The 17,675-nt window shown below is 57.3% G+C and carries 13 protein-coding genes; 7 read left to right on the forward strand and 6 right to left on the reverse strand.

Going from position 1 to position 17,675, the window contains the following annotated elements:
• The first annotated feature begins 200 nt into the window (after nt 1–200).
• The 4 genes from ptsP to tilS all read left to right on the forward strand — a co-directional run bounded on the left by ptsP (nt 201) and on the right by tilS (nt 5,737).
• Complete coding sequence (gene ptsP, locus ABJ205_RS03245) at nt 201–2,483, forward strand: phosphoenolpyruvate--protein phosphotransferase (protein WP_348158302.1); 2,283 nt, start codon at nt 201–203, stop codon at nt 2,481–2,483.
• A gap of 189 nt (nt 2,484–2,672) precedes the next feature.
• Nucleotides 2,673–3,515, forward strand: a complete 843-nt coding sequence (locus ABJ205_RS03250) for a RodZ domain-containing protein (RefSeq protein ID WP_348158304.1) — start codon at nt 2,673–2,675, stop codon at nt 3,513–3,515.
• A 178-nt stretch (nt 3,516–3,693) separates the two neighbouring features.
• Entirely contained in the window at nt 3,694–4,683 is a 990-nt protein-coding gene (locus ABJ205_RS03255; RefSeq protein WP_348158307.1) for a tetratricopeptide repeat protein, read from the forward strand.
• A gap of 73 nt (nt 4,684–4,756) precedes the next feature.
• Nucleotides 4,757–5,737 carry a tRNA lysidine(34) synthetase TilS gene (gene tilS / locus ABJ205_RS03260; RefSeq protein WP_348158309.1) on the forward strand — a complete coding sequence of 327 codons (981 nt, stop codon included), beginning with the start codon at nt 4,757–4,759 and terminating at the stop codon, nt 5,735–5,737.
• Nucleotides 5,738–5,748: 11 nt separating this feature from the next.
• Here tilS and ABJ205_RS03265 read toward each other — a convergent pair whose 3' ends face one another.
• The 5 genes from ABJ205_RS03265 to zwf all read right to left on the reverse strand — a co-directional run bounded on the left by ABJ205_RS03265 (nt 5,749) and on the right by zwf (nt 13,870).
• Nucleotides 5,749–6,630, reverse strand: coding sequence for a L,D-transpeptidase family protein (locus ABJ205_RS03265; RefSeq protein WP_348158312.1), 882 nt, complete (start codon nt 6,628–6,630; stop codon nt 5,749–5,751).
• Between the two features lie 167 nt (nt 6,631–6,797).
• Complete coding sequence (locus ABJ205_RS03270; RefSeq protein ID WP_348158315.1) at nt 6,798–9,578, reverse strand: phosphoenolpyruvate carboxylase; 2,781 nt, start codon at nt 9,576–9,578, stop codon at nt 6,798–6,800.
• Nucleotides 9,579–9,625: 47 nt separating this feature from the next.
• A complete protein-coding gene (locus ABJ205_RS03275) occupies nt 9,626–10,606 on the reverse strand; it encodes a glucokinase (RefSeq protein WP_348158318.1) in 981 nt (326 codons plus the stop codon).
• Nucleotides 10,603–12,408 carry a phosphogluconate dehydratase gene (edd, locus tag ABJ205_RS03280; protein WP_348158320.1) on the reverse strand — a complete coding sequence of 602 codons (1,806 nt, stop codon included), beginning with the start codon at nt 12,406–12,408 and terminating at the stop codon, nt 10,603–10,605. The genes ABJ205_RS03275 and edd overlap by 4 nt, the downstream gene beginning before the upstream one ends.
• Entirely contained in the window at nt 12,401–13,870 is a 1,470-nt protein-coding gene (gene zwf, locus ABJ205_RS03285; protein WP_348158323.1) for a glucose-6-phosphate dehydrogenase, read from the reverse strand. Before zwf ends, edd begins: the two co-directional genes overlap by 8 nt.
• A gap of 153 nt (nt 13,871–14,023) precedes the next feature.
• Between zwf and ABJ205_RS03290 the strand changes: the two genes are divergently transcribed.
• Both ABJ205_RS03290 and ABJ205_RS03295 read left to right on the forward strand, forming a co-directional pair.
• Nucleotides 14,024–15,079, forward strand: coding sequence for a LacI family DNA-binding transcriptional regulator (locus tag ABJ205_RS03290; protein WP_348158326.1), 1,056 nt, complete (start codon nt 14,024–14,026; stop codon nt 15,077–15,079).
• Between the two features lie 216 nt (nt 15,080–15,295).
• Complete coding sequence (locus ABJ205_RS03295; protein ID WP_348158329.1) at nt 15,296–15,664, forward strand: hypothetical protein; 369 nt, start codon at nt 15,296–15,298, stop codon at nt 15,662–15,664.
• Nucleotides 15,665–15,824: 160 nt separating this feature from the next.
• Here the strand turns inward: ABJ205_RS03295 and rimO are convergent, their stop codons facing one another.
• On the reverse strand, nt 15,825–17,204 hold the full coding sequence (rimO, locus tag ABJ205_RS03300) for a 30S ribosomal protein S12 methylthiotransferase RimO (protein ID WP_348158332.1): 1,380 nt from the start codon (nt 17,202–17,204) through the stop codon (nt 15,825–15,827).
• A 70-nt stretch (nt 17,205–17,274) separates the two neighbouring features.
• On the opposite strand from rimO, the gene ABJ205_RS03305 reads away from it, so the two are divergent.
• Nucleotides 17,275–17,673 (forward strand): DUF1761 domain-containing protein, encoded by a 399-nt coding sequence (locus tag ABJ205_RS03305; RefSeq protein WP_348158334.1) that lies wholly within the window; start codon nt 17,275–17,277, stop codon nt 17,671–17,673.
• Nucleotides 17,674–17,675 lie beyond the last annotated feature (2 nt).

The following is a 17,675-nucleotide window of genomic DNA, read 5'->3' on the forward strand; positions in this document are numbered from 1 at the left end:
AGCGCGCCAGCTTCCACTGCTTAATGCCGTTTTGACAGCATCCATTATTTGGATGCGCCCTAAGCGCGTCCAATCCTTGCGCGTCCATCTCATGCGCTTCCATTTGCATGCGGCTTTCAACCGAAAGCAGGTGTACTTTCAAAATTTGATGGCCTTCGCCTTTTCCTTTGTGGAGCGGAGCGCTAGGGTCCTTAGCCATAATGACAGCAGTAGATGCAGCTCGCCAGATTCTGACGCGCCTTCACGATGTGATGGCGTCGCGATTGCACGCGCAAGGCAAACTTGATCAGGTGGTCGATATCATCGGGGAGAGCCTTTCTTCGGAGGTATGCTCGATTTACCTGCTGCGCGAAGGCATGCTCGAACTTTTCGCGACGCGCGGCCTTAACAAAAGCGCGGTACACGTCACCCGTATGGCAATCGGCGACGGGCTTACAGGCTCCATTGCTGATAAGGTTGAGACGCTGAACTTGGCTGAGGCCAAGGCGCACCCGGACTTCCAATATCGCCCTGAAACCGGCGAGGAGAAGTTTCACTCATTTGCAGGTGTCCCCATCGTATATCGCGAGCGGGCAGTGGGTGTCTTGTGCGTCCAACATTTGGACCCGCGCAAATATGCCGATGTAGAGATCGAGGCGCTTCAAACCACTGCCATGGTTTTGTCCGAACTCATCACAAATGCAGAATTGGTCGATGAGGAAGAAGCACTTGGACTGACACCGGAACAATCCGGGCCGCAGGTCGTCAGCGGGCTTTGTCTGGTCAAAGGGCTGGGCGCTGGCATCGCCGCATTCCACCAGCCCCGCGTTCAGATCACTCAAGTGGTCGCCGATGATATCGAGGCTGAACGGCACCGGGTTTACAATGCCTTCGACAAAATGCGTGAGCAGATCGATGGCCTTTCTGCCCAAGCGGAATTTGGTGTCGGCGGGGAGCACGAAGAAGTGCTCCAGACCTACAAGATGTTCGCCTATGACGAAGGTTGGTCGCGCCGCATCAACGAAGCGATCAGCTCTGGCCTGACGGCAGAAGCCGCAATTGAACGTGTGCAACAGCACACCCGCATGCGAATGCGTGAAATCGACGACCCTCTCTTGGCGGACCGGATGCACGATCTTGAAGATCTTGCGAACCGGCTTTTACGCATTGTTTCGGGTCAGTTGGGTACCGCCGCGCAGCAAGGTCTGCGCAAGGACACTATCCTTATTGCCCGCAATTTGGGGCCGGCCGAATTGCTTGAATATGACCGCAGGCGGTTGAAAGGTGTGATCCTTGAAGAAGGCTCACTCACTGCTCACGTGGTGATCGTAGCGCGCGCTATGGGCGTGCCGGTTTTGGGCCGCGCCAACTATGGCAATGGCGGTCTTCGCGGGACGGTACGCGATGGCGATGAAATCCTGCTCGATGCGACCGCAACGACAGCCACCGTCCGGCCCGCAGGCCCCGTCGCGGATGCCTTCGCGCAGCGATTTGCCAAATCCAAGGAGCGCCAGGCCGCTTATGCATCCTTGCGCGATGTTGAGCCGTTCACCAAATGCGGCACGCGCATTCAGGTGATGATGAACGCGGGTCTGCGCGATGACATCAGTGCGCTTGCGATGACAGGCGCCGATGGGGTTGGCCTATTCCGGACGGAGTTCCAGTTTCTAGTCTCGGCAACGCTGCCTCAAAGAGAGCGTCAACAAAAGCTCTACCGCGATGTGATCGATGCAGCAGGCGAAAAGCCGGTAATCTTCCGCACGGTCGATATCGGCGGTGACAAATCGGTGCCTTATCTTGCATCGGAAATGGCCCGACAGGATGAAAACCCCGCGATGGGTTGGCGCGCCTTGCGCCTTGCGTTGGAGCGCAATGGCTTAATGAAAGCGCAGGCGCGCTCTTTGTTAGAGGCTGCGGCTGGCCGTTCGCTTTATGTCATGTTCCCAATGGTTTCCGAGGTGTGGGAATTTGACGCGGCAAAAAAGGTGTTTGACGAACAACTTGCCTTTATGCGTTCGAAAAAGAAGATGGTGCCAGAGGCGATCAAGTTCGGCGCTATGCTCGAAGTGCCAGCCCTTGCAGAAGTGCTCGACCTGCTTCTCCCCCGTCTGTCATTCCTGTCCATTGGTACGAATGATCTGACCCAGTTCCTCTATGCTGCCGACCGGGGCAATCCAGCCTTGGCAGAGCGTTACGATTGGCTGTCCATACCTATCCTGCGCTTCTTACGCCGTGTCTCTCAACAAACCGTGGGCAGCGGTGTGGATGTGGGCGTATGCGGCGAAATGGGTGGGCGCCGATTGGAGGCGCTCGCATTGCTTGGCATTGGTTATCGCCGTCTTTCGATCACCCCCGCAGCTGTTGGCCCGATCAAGGAACTTGTGCGCGAAGTGGACTTGGCAGAGCTAACCGATGCGATGACGCAATGGCTTGCAAAGCCCGACACGAACTTACGCGAAGAATTGAGTTCGTGGGCAAAGGCGCGTAAAATCGAAGTCGACTAGGCACCCTGTCGATTAGGCACCCAGTCGCGAGCAAGCTTCAGGTCGCGGCTCAGGTGAGCGATTTTTGCGGTCGCTCTGCCTCGTGAGCTCAAGTTTTTTACATCGCATCTCTTGACTCATGTTCCATCGCAAAGCTTCTATGCATCCATAACAAAAACATGACGTTGGGCGCGAATGTGAAACGGGTTAATGGATAGCGAAAACAACAGCATTGATGAGACTGAGGGCGATCTGATGGAGACCGCGAGCGCGGGGGCAGGTGATCGCTTGAGGACGGCCCGCGAGACGCGGCGGATGGAACTGTCTCACATCGCTGCGGAAACGCGCATCCCCGTTAGGCATTTGGAGGCGATTGAAGCTGGTTCGTACGATACACTTCCCTCCAGAACCTACGCAATTGGCTTTGCTCGCAGTTATGCCCGCAGCGTTGGACTGGACGAAAAATCCATTGCGGATGCAGTGCGCGGAGAACTTGCCGAAGGAGGGATGCATCCTTCTGTAATGGCAGGCGGAATGGAGCCAGGCGACGCAGACAAACTGCCATCTCGCGGGCTTGCATGGTTTGGCGCCTTCGCGGCGCTTTTGCTCGCCATTGGCGTAATCGCCTTTGCTAGCACATATTTTGGCGCAGGGGTCGAATTGCCGTCTCTCATGGCTGACAGTGAAGAAGCCGATGGGGCGGGCACCGACCAAACCGAAGCGCTCGCCTCTGCAGATGAAACTGCGGCACCAAATGCGCTCTCGGCTGATGGTCAGGTTGTCTTGACCATGACCGGTGACGAAGCGTGGGTGCGTTTTTATGAAGACGGCGGGGAACGGCTGTTCGAAGGTGTGATGCAAGATGGCGATACGTTTGAAGTGCCCCTTGGAGCGGAAGATCCGCGCATGAACACAGGGAGGCCCAATCTGTTCGATGTTACCATCAATGGGCAGGCAGTGCCGCCATTGGCAACGGAGATGGTCCCGGTCAGCGATGCGCCGGTTTCTGCGCTTGCCTTGCTTGCCCGCGGTTCAGAGGAAACCGCTAACTGATCAAACATCTGGCCGGGTAATGGGCACATTCCCCCGTTAAGTTCGGTTCTAGGCTCGACTTGGCGGCTCGGCTTGGGCAGGATTCTGCTGTTATTCATATGGTTTGTGTCAATCCCGCAAGTGCACTCAAAACCAAGTATGAACTCGATGTAAGAACCAACAGGGAGCTTGACCCGTCATGCATCTGACCCGTGCGATCACTCTTCTACGTAAAACAGCGCCAGCGCTTGGCGCTCTCTCCGCTGCTGCTGTTGTTGCGACGACGCCTATCCCTGCGATGGCTCAAGACGACACAGAGGCGCGCCTTCGCCGAGCAGAGGCCGAGATCCGCGCTCTTCAGCGCACCGTATTTCCCGGAGGCGATGGCCGGTTCTTTGAACCTTCAATCCAGTCAAATGACAGCGAGCAGCCCACGCGCACCACTCCGCAAACATCTGCACGTCCTTCTACAACGGCGGTGACAGATATCCTTGCCCGGCTTGATGCGATGGAACTTCAACTCCAGCGTTTGACCGCCAAGACTGAAGAAAACAGCAATGCTTTAAGCGGGCTCGACACTCGCCTTGCAGTGCTCGAAAATCCTGGCGCCTCGCATTCTGTCCCTTCCAGCCCTGAAGTCACTGGCGAGGCGACCGAAAGCAACCTTGATGCGATGACGGGAACTGGATCGGGCGCAGAACAGCAAGAACAGATTGCCAATGAAACAACCACAGCGACGGGTCCAAACGCGGAACGCGTGGCAGGTGTTCAGGCGATTACCAAACCGCAAACCGATGATGCCGGCGATGACGAATACTCCTACGGTTTCCGCCTTTGGAATGCGGGATATTTCCCCGAAGCACGTCAGCAATTGGCGTCATTTGTGGAAGGGTATCCGAACCACTCGCGCATCACCTATGGCCGTAACCTTCTTGGCCGGGCTTTTCTTGATGATGGCATGCCAGAGGAGGCTGCTCGCTGGTTTTTGAGGAATTATCAGGACGATCGCACCGCACGCCGTGCGCCCGACAGCCTGCTGTTCTTAGCACAGTCCATGATCGAAATGGATGACACACGCCGTGCGTGTATCGCTTTGGCAGAGTTTGGTGAAACCTATCCGGCGGTTGCGACCGGGCGTTTGGCCTCTCAGTATCAAAGCAACCTCCAGAAGGTCACCTGCGACAATTGAGCCTCTTTAGAGGCAAAAGGGGGCGCTGATTGATAGGCCGCTCAACCTAACTGCAATCGAACCGGAACACATTGTGCGTTTTGCGGGAGCGCTTGAGCGTCTGTGGCCGGAGGAAAATCGCGAAGGGCCCTTGGGATTAGCCGTGTCGGGCGGGCCCGATAGCTTGGCGCTTCTGTTTTTGGCCGCCAGCATATTGCCCGGTGAGATCGCGGTGATGAGCGTTGACCATGGGCTTCGCCCAGAAGCCAAGGCCGAGGTGGATTTGGTCGAAAATGTTTGCCGCGCACTAAGCATTCCGTTCGCACGAACCAAGGTCAAACTGGCTTCGGGCAATGTGCAGGGCAAAGCCCGCGAGGCACGGTATCGCGCGCTGGGACAATGGGCCCATCAAGAGGGGCTCGGCGCAGTTGCGACCGCTCACCACACAGATGATGCGGCAGAAACGCTGCTTATGCGGCTTGTTCGGGGCAGCGGTATTGCGGGGCTTGCCGGGGTGCGTGAATGGACCCACGTTCCAGGTTTTGATGACGTCGCTTTGATCCGACCACTTCTTGGCTTTCGCAAATGCGAGCTTGAAAGGGTGGTCGAAGCTTGCGGTATTACACCTGTGCGAGACCCTTCTAATGAAGACCGGGCTTTCGACCGTGTTCGGGTGCGCCAACATTTGTCAGAGCATGAATGGCTGGATGCGCAGGGCTTAGCGGCAAGTGCTCAACATCTGGCAGAAGGTTGGCGGGCGCTCGAATGGTATGCGCAGGCCGATTGGGAAGAGATGGTTGCGCTTGAGAAGACCGCCGAAGGTCTCCCCCAGTATCGCTATTTTTGTAATGCACCGCGAACCATCCAGATTGAGACAGTGCAGCGCATTGTGGCGCAGTTGGGTGGACGGGTGAGCCGCGGTGAGGCAGGCACAGCCGCCGACCGGCTATGGCGAGGCGAAAATGCGTCGCTTGGCGGCGTGCTTGGCCGCTGCGATGTCGAAAAAGTTGAAAAAGTTGGCGTTGAGATGCGAGTCTGGCGTTTTGTGCCAGAACCTCCTCGACGGACCCACTAAATGCAGGAGCGTTAGCTCAGAAGCTTAGCGCCCACACCGACAATTTGGCCGCGTGTGATCACAACTTTGTCCCCGCGCTTGGCAATTGCAAAGAGCTTTTCAGCAAACTCGTCTGGCACGCCAATGCATCCGTGTGAGGCATAGCCATTCAATACGGGTGAACCGTGAATTGCGATACCATCCCAAGTCAGGCGCAACGTCCATGGCATAGGTGCGTTGTCGTACTTTTCAGAAACATTGTCCTTTTCCTTCGTCAGGATCGGGAACGTGCCAAGCGGGGTAGGGTGACTGGTCGTGCCAAGCAAAGCGACAGCGGTGCCAATTTCGTGACCGTCGCGAAAAACGCTGATGACCCGGGCGTCAAGGTCGACAGTCATGACGAGCTTGCCTTTTGCAGGCGCGCGGCTTTCGTCCCAGAACCACTCGCCATATCTAATCGTGCCTTCAATCGGCAGGATCGAGTTGATTACGAAGGGGTCTTCTGGCGCCTTAGCGATTGCGGGCGTAGGGATGTCGACAGGCGCCGCTGGTAATTCTGGCAAGTCACCGTCTTGTGCAGAGATCAGGCGAGCAGCCGGTCCGCGTGGGGCGCCGATTGCTTCGTTAGCTGGGTTATCCAGAGCCGTTTGTGTAAGCGCATCTGGTGCAGAAGGAAGTTCAGGAAGGCCGACGTCATTCGCGTCATAGGGTTCTGGCAAGGACGGATCGATCACTAGCGAATTGCCTCCGGTCGTCGGATCAATTGCGCGAATTTCATCCTCCGCTTCCGCCGCAATGCGCAATGCGTCATCGCCGGCCAGCTCTGCGGGGGTCTGTCCCGCGACAAGCGTTGCACCGCTCGCTAGCGCTGCCAAACTTAGAACAGTTGCAAAGCGAAGTTTGCCGAATGCCATAATCAGTAATCCCTTCATCACACCAAGCATTATGCCGTTTTTTCCGCTTAACCGCTAGTGACTAAGACACGGGTGTCCCTCGCGGGGACGCAACTATGTCGCAAAAGTTAACAGACTCAAGGCTTAACGGTGTAAATTACTGTGGCGTTTCACCAGGACAACAAGCCCTAGCCATGGGCACCAAACTGGTTGGCAATCGCAACGCTCAGCCGCAGCATTAGTCCATAAGCGCGCTCAATCGGGTCAATATAATCGCGTGTGATTGCGCCATACCCTTCGGTTTCGGTGTCCGGATAATCCGAAGGGGCATCCATTGCGAAATCTGATGGTGATGGGAAGGCGACCGGGAAGGCGCGCCGCAATTGAGCCAGCGCGTCGTCAATCCGAAGCGAGAACACCATTTCGAGCACGTCTTCGCGGGTGATATCATTGGCCCGGCTAAAGACGGGGACTGAAACTGCGCGAAGGAAGATATGCTGCATCAATGCAAGTCGCAGAGACTGTGCAGCGCCAATCATACGGCGCGTGTCCTGATCAAAGCCAAGCCGTTCTTCAAGCGGAAGCTGGTCCAGCAAGCGGTGGAATTTGAGCGCATCGACACGAACCCGCGATGCCAAGCGGCGATAAACACCCGTGCGGTCATCCTTGGTGAGGTATTCGGCGAGCACTTCGCACGCGCTCGACAAATGCGGTTCTGTCCCGCGATAAGGGCGGCTTGCCCAATAGGCGGAATTGAACAATTCGCCATAGGCGGCGACCGTCTTAATACTGGCAAGTGCGTTGGAGGTTTGAGCAAGGCGCATCAATTGCTGTCCCCTCTCACTCTTCATGAGAAGGGCTGAGAGTTCCTCATAATTGCCATCTGCGGCGCTGCCGATCCCGGCGATCACATTCACCGGATAGCCCAGCTGTTGCAGGATAGAATTATGCGGAATTGCGCGGATTTGCCGCAGGTTCATATCGCGGTCAGCGGACAAATCGCTTTGACGGCGCGAAACGCGGCTCCCGGTGGAGTTTAGGAGGCCAAGTCCGAAGGCTGTAACGGCGCGGCTGTATGTTTGACTGCGCAGATGCTGGCGTTGGTGTGCCCGGATTGCCCGGTAGAAGTCGAGGCTAATATCAGTGCGGCTGTAAAGCGGGTCGTCGCACACTTCGCTTGCGGCAGGCGTGTCGGTGATGATCCGGGTGAGGGTTGCGCGGGCCAATTCCGGATTGGCAAAGAACAAATATCCATCGCCGCCTTGGAAGGAGACCTCCGGTTCGAGTTCAATCCCATTGCGGTGGAAACGGCTACGCGCCCAAGGGCTTAGCGGCCAAGTAAGGCGATCTGCGAATGATGCAGGATGCGCGCCCCGACCCATGCTTTCGCCGTGGGTGTTAAAGATAAGCGCGGCAACATCGGTGAGTTTATTGCGCTCCATCGCTTGTGCGAGGCGGCCCTGAAGGCGCTCAATCGCGAGGCTCGCTGGAATTTGCCCAACAAAACGGCCCGCGTCGGAAAAGCCTGTTTGGATGCAAACACGGCCACGGGTACGGGCGTATTCTTGGTAGCTTTCCTCTGCGCAAAGCGCCTCCAAAAAGCGGCCTCCGTGCTCCAGTGCTTCTTCTGTTTCAAACAGAGGTGAGACATCGACTTTGTCTTCGATGCCGAACAGTTTGGCGAGATAAAGCGCGGCCAACACGGTGGAGGGTTGCTCACATTCAGCCACCAGCATTCGGATAGGCGTATCGGCGTCGATATGTTCAAGGATTTGAGCCATCGCGAGAAATTGCCGGGTCGCGGTGGAGCTCTCGATCGCAAGCGAGGCAAAATTGGTGCGTTTGGGCGCGACATCGGCGAGCATTTTACGCAAAGTTGCCACCGCGCCTTTGCTAGCGAGGTCCAATTGAGGGCTCTCAGCTAGGTGAACGCGGATGGCGTTATGCAATTGCTTGGCGTTCACCCGGAAATGGATATGCGCCATGCCCAACCCATCGGCGCGCATCGCCGATGCCAGCGTCAGGAGATCGGCTGCATGGGCATCATCCTTGCCCGCGTTCGCCTCTTGCTCAAGCTGCGCAATGATAGGTTCAAGACTGGTAAGCTTTGCCGGATCGTCGGCGGTAAGGCGATTGGCGGCCGCTGAGAGCGCCTGGGGTTTGGACAAATCGCCTGCGAAATCATCGGCGCTGGCGTTCGCATGGGCTTCGGCTGCTTTGAGCGTTTTGATCAGGGCATGATCGCCATCAATTGCGGCCAATTCCTCGGCATAGCGGGCAAGTCGCTGTGCCTTTTCAGATAGGCGGAAACGGACAGAGGTGTACCAAGCGATATCGGTGCGCCCATCCATGTCGTAGCCAACCCACGTGGCAAAGCGGAAGGGAAGCGGGCGCAGGGTTTTCCACTGTTTGGGCCAGCAACCATATGCGTGTTCGTAAGCTTCGCGCACAATCGCGCTACGCGCAGCTTGCGCATGGGCAATCGCGGCCATTGCTTCTGCGTGCTCATAATCGAGGGTTGCTTGTGGGCGGCTTGCTCCACTAAGTTCAGCGCTTCGCGCAATGTGTGACCCATCAGTCGCCGCATCGGCAACGGCGCGGGTTTGCGTAGGTGTCATCAGAAAGGTCGGGTGCGCGGTGAAGACAGCGTGAAGTTGCGGGGTTTCCCAGCGCTTGCGGAAGGTTTCGAACTCTTCTCCCTTATCGCAGGTTGCAGCGACCGCGCTGTCCGATCCGGATGGAGCGACAAGAGCGCGCATCCGCGTGCTTCTTGCATTAAGGCTCGCGCATTCAAGCTCTTCCACCAAGGTCTCGAGCGCGTCCAGATCTGAGCCGCCCCCTTCAAGCGCGCGCGACAGGTCGAGGCCAAGCTGAAACACTGGGTTGAACAGCGGTGTTTCACGCGTTCGGGCGTGCAGTTCTTTGAGGCGCTCGGATAGGTGGTCGATGCTGGTGAGCGGGAGAGTCATGTGTTCGATGTGTCCAGATGTGTGAAGATTGAAAGATGAGCCAGTTTCTAGAGATAAGTCTGCGCGAAGGCCGCAGCCGCGCCAAGAAGGCCGGGCTGTGGGTGTGTGATGAGCTTAACGGGAAGCGATCCCATAAGCGAGGTAAAGCGTCCTTTTGCGCAGAAACGTGTCTCAAATCCTGATGCAACAAGCGTTTCGCGGATACGATAACCAAGGCCGCCTGCGATCACGACGCCGCTTGCACCTTGCACAAGCGCGATATCGCCAGCGACAGAGCCGAGAGCAAGGCAGAACCGATCAACTGCAGCAGCGGCAAGAGAATCCGCACCGCTGACACCAGCCGTCCAGATCTCGACATCGCTCTTCTCGTGAACAGCGCGTCCCTCCATCACAGCAAGCGCTTGATAGATATCGACGATAGCGGGGCCTGAGACCACGCGTTCGTTGGAAACGCGGGTGTGACGCCTGCGCAGGCGGGCAAGGATGGCGTCCTCGATGCTGTCCAATGGGGCAAAATCGCCATGCCCACCCTCGGTTGCCTGTACATGGTAGTGAGTGGCTGATTGGCGGTTGAAATGCGCAACACCTAGGCCGGTGCCTGGGCCAAGCACGCTGATCGTGCCGGTCTCGGGCAGGGGTTCCTCTGGGCCTGCGAGGTGGAGGAATTGGTCGGCCGGCGCGCGCGCGGCAGCGTGGGCAACGGCGGCGAAGTCGTTGATCACGACTTGGGACGTCACACCGAGCTTCTCCGAGATCAACGGCGGGCGAATGATCCAAGGGTTGTTGGTGAAGCTGATAAGATCGGGCTTGATCTTCGCCGCGACAGCCATGGCGACCTTATTGGGCAATGCGCCACCTTGTTGCCCTCGAAAATCCTCCCACGCTGTTTGGAAACCTGCATGGTCTGAGGTGCGCAAAGTGGTGGGCTCACCAAGGGTGATGGAGCCATCTGCGCCAAGGTCCGCAATGGCAAAACGGGCATGGGTACCGCCGACATCGACCGCAACGATTTGGGTGGCCTTGCTCATAGGCCAGCGGCGACCAACATGGCGGACGCGCCTTTTTCTGCCTCGTCCGCTTGTAATTGCATCATCCGGAAAAGTTCGCGGCCAACGCCCCATTCTTGGGGCGGGTTGGGGGCAGGGGTGCGAGAGAGAAGGTCGGCATCGGTGCTGAGCGTTCCGGTCGCGGCGCAAACTGTGACGACATCGCTATCTTGAAGAAGGCTCAAAGGCCCGCCGTCCATCGCTTCGGGGGAGCAGTGGATTGCGGCGGGCACTTTGCCCGAAGCCCCCGACATGCGGCCATCGGTGACAAGCGCAACTTTGAAGCCTTTGTCCTGCAACACGCCCAGCGACGGGGTAAGGCCGTGGAGCTCGGGCATGCCGTTCGAACGCGGCCCTTGGAAGCGGACAACCACCACAACATCGCGGTCAAGCTCGCCTTTCTGGAAGGCCTCTTTCACCGCTTCTTGCGTTTGGAACACGCGGGCAGGCGCGGTGATGGTGTAGCGTTCTTTGGCAATCGCGCTGGATTTAAAGCATGCACGGCCCAAATTGCCGGTTAGCAGCTTCATCCCGCCATCCTCTTGGAAAGGTGCGCCGGCAGGGCGCAGCATTGTATCGTCCTTGCTCTCACTCACACGCCTCCACCCGAGCGCTTCGTTTTCCCACATGGGCTCTGCGCGGTAGGCATCAAAGCCATCGTCCCAAACGGTCAGGACATCGCCATGCGCAAGGCCAGCATCAAGCAGTTCACCAATGACATAGCCCATGCCGCCAGCCGCATGGAATTGGTTCACATCGCCCGACCCATTGGGATAGACGCGGGCGAGCAGCGGCACGGCGCTCGAAAGCTCAGCCATATCGCTCCAGTCGAGGATGATGCCAGCAGCACGCGCCATGGCGGGCAGGTGGATCGCGTGATTGGTAGAGCCGCCGGTTGCAAGCAGACCGATAACCGCGTTCACAATCGCCTTTTCGTCGACCACTTGGGCAAGCGTGTGTGTCGTAGTGCCCGATAGCTCAGCCAGACGGTGAACGGCTGCACGGTCCAAAGCCTGGCGCAGTTTCGTACCGGGCTGGACAAATGCGCTGCCCGGAATGTGTAGGCCCATCATCTCCATCATCATCTGATTGGAGTTTGCCGTGCCGAAGAAGGTACACGTTCCCGGTGAATGGTAAGACGCAAGCTCGCTTTCAAGCAGGGCATCACGGCCCACTTCACCGCTTGCGTACTTCTGGCGGGTGGCTTGCTTTTGGCTGTTGGAAATTCCGCTTGGCATGGGGCCAGATGGGACGAAGACGGCGGGTAAGTGTCCAAAGCGCAGCGCGCCCATAAGGAGCCCCGGCACGATCTTGTCGCAAATGCCAAGATAGGCCGCGCCATCATACATTTGGTGGGAGAGCGCAACGCCGGTTGCCATGGCGATGTTGTCACGGCTGAAGAGCGAGAGTTCCATCCCGTCCTCGCCCTGTGTTACCCCGTCGCACATCGCCGGGGTCCCGCCTGCAATTTGCGCCGTCGCGCCCACTTCGCGGGCGTAGATCTTCATCCGGTCAGGATAGCGGCCATAGGGTTGGTGGGCAGACAGCATGTCATTGTATGCGGTGACAATGCCAATGTTCGGCCCGCGATTGTCTTTCAGCGCGTCTTGATCCTCAAGCGCGCCGGCAAAGGCATGCGCAAGCACCGAACATGAGACGGCTGAACGCTCAGGACGGCGATCCGCCTCGCGCTGCATCAGCTCAAGATATGCGCTGCGAGAGGGCTTGGAACGCTCAACAATGCGCTGTGTGACCCGGTTGATGACGGGGTTGAGGTTACTCATGCCAGCTCACTCCGTCGCGCTCTGTAAGGGCTACAGCGCCGCTCGGCCCCCAAGATCCGGCGGTGTATGTCTGCGGTTTGACCTCATGCAATTCCCACCCGGCGCGAATGCCGTCGATCCAATTCCACTGCGCTTCGACTTCATCACGGCGAACGAACAGCGTCTGGTCGCCCTTGATAAGATCCAGCAGTAGCCGTTCATAGGCAATCCGTCGCTGCGCTTCAGCAAAGGCATCTGGCATGGTGATCGCCAATGGCACTTCGCGAAGCCGCACTCCGTCCTCGTCTAGTCCCGGCACCTTTGCCATAAGCGAGAGGGTGATGTTCTCTTCAGGCTGAATTTCGATGAGCAGGTGATTGGGGTGAAGCCCGGCGCCCATTCCTTCAAATATTGAGTGCGGCACACGGCGGAACTGGACAAGGATCTCCGTCACCCGCTGAGGCATGCGTTTGCCGGTGCGAAGGTAAAAAGGCACGCCCTTCCAGCGCCAATTGTCGACATGCGCCTTAATCGCGGTGAAGGTCTCGGTCTCACTTTCGTCAAGGCCGTGCTGTGCGAGCTCTTCGTCATAGCCGGGCACCGCTTGACCGTTGCTAGCCCCTGCACGGTATTGCCCGGTCACTGTCTCATTCGCGGTCACTTGGCGAAGCGCGCGCAGCACCTTCACCTTTTCATCGCGAACGGCGGTCGCATCGAACGAGGTCGGTGGCTCCATTGCGACCAACGCAAGGAGTTGGAGCATATGGTTTTGCACCATGTCGCGAAGCGCGCCTGCGTCGTCGTAAAAGCCAACGCGGCCCTCAAGACCCACGGTTTCAGCGACGGTGATCTGCACATGTTCGATCACATTGGAGTTCCAAATGGGCTCAAACAATATGTTGGCAAATCTTAACGCAAGAAGGTTCTGCACCGTCTCTTTGCCAAGATAATGATCGATGCGGAATATGCGGCTCTCGGGAAAGGCATCTGCCACCGCATCATTGATTTCAGCAGAGGAGGCGAGATCCGTTCCCAATGGTTTTTCAAGGCACATGCGCACTTTGTCACCCGTCAACCCAGCCTTTTCTAAACCCGCAATAGTGGGTCCGAACAGGCTTGGCGCGGTGGATAAGAAGATCGCAAGACCCCCATCTGTCCCGCCCGCTGCGTCGATCTTAGCGGCTAAATCATCAAACCCATCGGGAGTGCTGGCATCCAGTGTTTGATAGCTCAAGCGATTGAGAAAGCCCGCCATTCCGCCCCGGCGTTCGGCTGGCAAAAACTCCTCTAGCGCGGCACGAGCCATGTCGCGAAAGTCTGCGTCGTCAAGATCGCTTCGTGCTGTGCCAATGATCTTGAGTTTTTCAGGAAGCAATCCATCCGCATCAAGCGCGCACAATGACGGTAAAAGCTTGCGCCGCGACAGGTCGCCTGTCGCACCAAATAAGAGCAGCCTTTCAGCAGCAAATTGCGGTGCAGCCATGTGTATCCCTCCTTGAGGCAGGCATTCGCCTACCAATATGCCATTGACCCCTAGCAGCCTCTCCTAGATTAGGACCATAGATTGCATAGCTATTCAAATGGGCGTCATACCATTTTATGGGGGCAAGGGCGCTTTTAAGAGAGGGTATGAGCAATGGAAGATCTTCGCAGGAACGCGCGGATCACCAGCTTTGATGTGGCAGAACGTGCTGGCGTGAGCCAGTCGACCGTAAGCCGTGCTCTATCTGGCTCTTCTGTGATCAGCGAGGCGACCCGGCAAAAGGTCATGAACGCTGCGCAGGCTATGGGCTATTACGTCGACGAACGCGCGGCTCGCCTTCGCCGGGGGCATACCGGCACTTTGGCGGTGGTTGTTATCTGCAAACCGGGCGGGCGTGCGCGCGACGTAAACCCGTTTTCATACGCGCTTCTGGGTGGGATTTGCGCTGCAGCAGCGGACCAAGGTTTGGAAGTTCTCGTTTCGCTACAAGCGGATGAGGACAAGCTGTTCGGCCATTATGTTGAGCGCGGTCAGGCCGAAGGAATGATTGTGATCGGAACGACGGCCAATCGCCCAGCCTGGGATTATTTCAGCGATGTCGGCAGGGCAGCTGCCAAAGCCGGGGGGCAGGCGAGCGCGCCAGTGGCCTTTTGGGGGTCGCCATTGGGAGACCTCGACCGGGTTCTATCCGACAATGAAACAGGCGCCCGGTCGGCGGCCGATCATTTGATAGATCAGGGCGCGAAGAACCTTGTGTGCATCGGGTCTCTGGGAAGCCCTCAGCGTCAATTTGCTGAACGCGCCCAAGTGTTTCTGAACCGGGCCAAAGAACGCGGTGTTCCCGCTGAATTGATAGAGATCGAACCGGCCGATGCACGGCGCGATCAAGGACGGATTGCGGCGAAAAAACTGTTTGCAGCGCACCCAGAATGCGACGGTATATTCGCAGTGTGCGATGCGCTTGCTTTTGGTGTTATCGAGGAATTGCACTCAGCGGGTGTGCGTATCCCGGACGATCTTCGCCTCGTGGGTTTTGACGGTATTCCGGCAAGTGAGATGACGTCGCCCCCGCTGACCACGATTGAACCTGATCTGGATCTCGCCGGTAGAATGCTTGTCGAAGCGGTGGCAGGTGGAATGGGTGAGGGAGAAGATCACCCCAAAGTGCAGCGCGTGCCGGTGAAGTTGGTCAAGCGGGCAAGTTCATGATCGTCTAAACTGCTCGTTGCTCAATGGCTGCGGCAGGTTTGCAAAAACGAGTTGACAGATGCTCGCTCAGATACTCCAACCCTGTGACATTCATTTGCAGCTTCGGGGGCGTTGATAGGACACACTTGTCCATATTGTTCAGGCGGAACGATCGAAGACGGATATTCTGCATGTTATTCATGTCAAGGAAGCGCCGTCAGAGGCGATAGCCCTTGCATGGCGTGCGGCGGGTCCGGTCAGGGCGCGCCGAATTACGTCACCTGTTGGAATTGTCATGGCGCAGGCTGGATCGAAGATACCAGTCCCGCCCCAACTTATAACCGCAAGTCAGCAACGAAAAAGTCTAACTCGGCAAAATCGGGGCAGGCAGGTGATGACTATAAGTGGTCGCTGGGAAATTACGCTGTGTTTGCAATCGTCTATCTCGGCGTCTTGGGTTACCTAAACCAAGAGACAGAATGGGAGGGGCTTTTTCTTTTCCTCGGACCAATCGTTCCCGCTGTTCTTGCCGGACGATATTGGAAAGGGCTCCTGCTTGTCGGAGTTGTCCTTTTTGGGTTTTATATCTGGTCTCAGAATTCCTAAGGCACCAAGCGCACCTGCGGTTTCGGTTGCTCCTAAAGGCAGGAAAAATCGCTAGGCCTCGCCCGATCCCCCCCCAAATAAAATGGCGCATTTTGCTCCAGAAGGTTTTTCGATTTTGAACAGTCTCTCAACTGTCTCAAAACGCTTTGTCGCAATTGGGTTATTGGTTTGAAATCACACCGAAAAGATCATGCGCATCTGCCTCTTCCACTGCAACTTGGACAATGTCGCCCTGCGCAAGGGTTTCGGGAACATTTCGCAGATAAACAGCGCCGTCGATTTCCGGCGCATCGGCTTGGGATCGCCCGGTTGCGCCGATGTCGCCGTCCTCATCCGCTTCGCCAACCTCGTCGATAATGACGGGTAGCGAGCGCCCCACTTTAGCTTTGAGTTTTTCGGCAGAAATGCGCTCGGTCACTTCCATCAGCCGGGCGTATCGCTCTTCCTTGATCTCTTCGGGCACTGGGTCTGGCAAATCATTGGCCCGCGCGCCTTCGACAGGTTCAAACCGGAACGCGCCGACGCGGTCCAATTGCGCCTCTTCGAGCCATTCGATCAAATATTGGAAGTCGGCTTCGGTTTCACCGGGAAAGCCAACGACGAAAGAGGAACGGATCGCAATATCGGGACAAATATCCCGCCACTTTTTGAGACGCGCCAAGACCTTCGCCTCATTCGCCGGACGGCGCATGGATTTAAGAACCGAGGGCGCGGCGTGTTGAAATGGAATGTCGAGATAGGGCGTCAATAGCCCTTCGGCCATCAGCGGAATGACCTGATCGACATGCGGGTACGGGTAAACATAATGCAGACGTACCCAAGGCGCATTGTTTTCAGAGGTGCGAAGCTGACCAAGTTCGCGGGCCATATCGGTCATATGAGCGCGAACTTCGCGGCCCTTCCATGTACGCGGGTCATGCTTGGTGTCGACGCCGTACGCCGACGTGTCTTGAGAGATCACCAGCAGCTCTTTGGTGCCAGCGGCCACCAGCTTTTCCGCCTCGCGCAAGACCGCATCAATACGGCGGCTCGCCAGTTTCCCGCGAAGGTTCGGGATGATGCAGAACGAGCAGGAGTGATTGCAGCCCTCGGAGATTTTCAGATAGCTGTAGTGGCGAGGGGTCAGCTTGATGTCGGGCTGCGGGATCAAATCCACAAACGGCCCTTGCGAAGGGGGGGCATGTTCGTGGACGGCCTCCACCACTTGCTCATATTGATGCGCGCCAGTGACTGCGAGCACTTGAGGGTGGGCGGCGCGAATGGCGTCGGCTTCTTCACCCATACAGCCGGTCACGATCACACGCCCGTTCTCGTTGATTGCCTCGCCGATAGCGGCCAAGCTTTCTTCCTTGGCGCTGTCGAGAAATCCGCAAGTGTTCACCAGCACCACATCCGCGCCCGCGTAATCGGGGCTCATCGCATAGCCATCAGCGCGCAGCCGAGTGAGAATACGTTCGGAATCGACCAGCGCCTTTGGGCAGCCAAGCGAGACCATACCGACCTTCTTAGCGTCGGGGAGTGTTGTGGTGGTTGAGCTCATAGCGCCGCGCCCCTACACTGGACGAGCCGATTGCGCTAGGTATCATGGAACAAGACGGGAGGGATCGAGAATGGGTGATTTTGCATTGTGGCCAGTATTGGCCGGCGCTGCTGCGTTCTTTGTGGTTGGAGCAATTTGGTACGGAGTGCTCTTTGGCAAGGCTTGGCAAAAGGCCGCAGGGCTGTCGGATGCAGATGCGCAGTCCGGCAATATGGGCTTGATTTTTGGGCTCACATTCCTGTTTGAGATATTGATCGCGATGGTCTTGTGGCACCTGATTGCACGCACGGGCGCGGCGCCGCACGTCGTTATGATGATGGCGATTGGTTTTGCGCTGGGCGTGATGGCGCCGGCGATAGGGATCAACTACCTTTATCAACGCAAACCCGGCATGCTGTTTGCGATTGATGTCGGTCATTTCACGATCGGTATGGCCGCGATGGGCGGGGTTTTCTTGCTGTTCCTTTAGAA

This window comes from Erythrobacter sp. (assembly GCF_039988855.1).
In the GTDB taxonomy this organism is placed as follows: domain Bacteria; phylum Pseudomonadota; class Alphaproteobacteria; order Sphingomonadales; family Sphingomonadaceae; genus Erythrobacter.

What these genes read in the sequence shown, in the direction of transcription:
- ptsP (WP_348158302.1), top strand. Translation starts at nt 201, where the DNA reads ATGACAGCAGTAGATGCAGCTCGCCAGATTCTGACGCGCCTTCACGAT.
- ABJ205_RS03250 (WP_348158304.1), top strand. Translation starts at nt 2,673, where the DNA reads ATGGATAGCGAAAACAACAGCATTGATGAGACTGAGGGCGATCTGATG.
- ABJ205_RS03255 (WP_348158307.1), top strand. Translation starts at nt 3,694, where the DNA reads ATGCATCTGACCCGTGCGATCACTCTTCTACGTAAAACAGCGCCAGCG.
- ABJ205_RS03265 (WP_348158312.1), bottom strand. Translation starts at nt 6,630, where the DNA reads ATGGCATTCGGCAAACTTCGCTTTGCAACTGTTCTAAGTTTGGCAGCG.
- ABJ205_RS03270 (WP_348158315.1), bottom strand. Translation starts at nt 9,578, where the DNA reads ATGACTCTCCCGCTCACCAGCATCGACCACCTATCCGAGCGCCTCAAA.
- ABJ205_RS03275 (WP_348158318.1), bottom strand. Translation starts at nt 10,606, where the DNA reads ATGAGCAAGGCCACCCAAATCGTTGCGGTCGATGTCGGCGGTACCCAT.
- edd (WP_348158320.1), bottom strand. Translation starts at nt 12,408, where the DNA reads ATGAGTAACCTCAACCCCGTCATCAACCGGGTCACACAGCGCATTGTT.
- zwf (WP_348158323.1), bottom strand. Translation starts at nt 13,870, where the DNA reads ATGGCTGCACCGCAATTTGCTGCTGAAAGGCTGCTCTTATTTGGTGCG.
- ABJ205_RS03290 (WP_348158326.1), top strand. Translation starts at nt 14,024, where the DNA reads ATGGAAGATCTTCGCAGGAACGCGCGGATCACCAGCTTTGATGTGGCA.
- ABJ205_RS03295 (WP_348158329.1), top strand. Translation starts at nt 15,296, where the DNA reads ATGGCGTGCGGCGGGTCCGGTCAGGGCGCGCCGAATTACGTCACCTGT.
- rimO (WP_348158332.1), bottom strand. Translation starts at nt 17,204, where the DNA reads ATGAGCTCAACCACCACAACACTCCCCGACGCTAAGAAGGTCGGTATG.
- ABJ205_RS03305 (WP_348158334.1), top strand. Translation starts at nt 17,275, where the DNA reads ATGGGTGATTTTGCATTGTGGCCAGTATTGGCCGGCGCTGCTGCGTTC.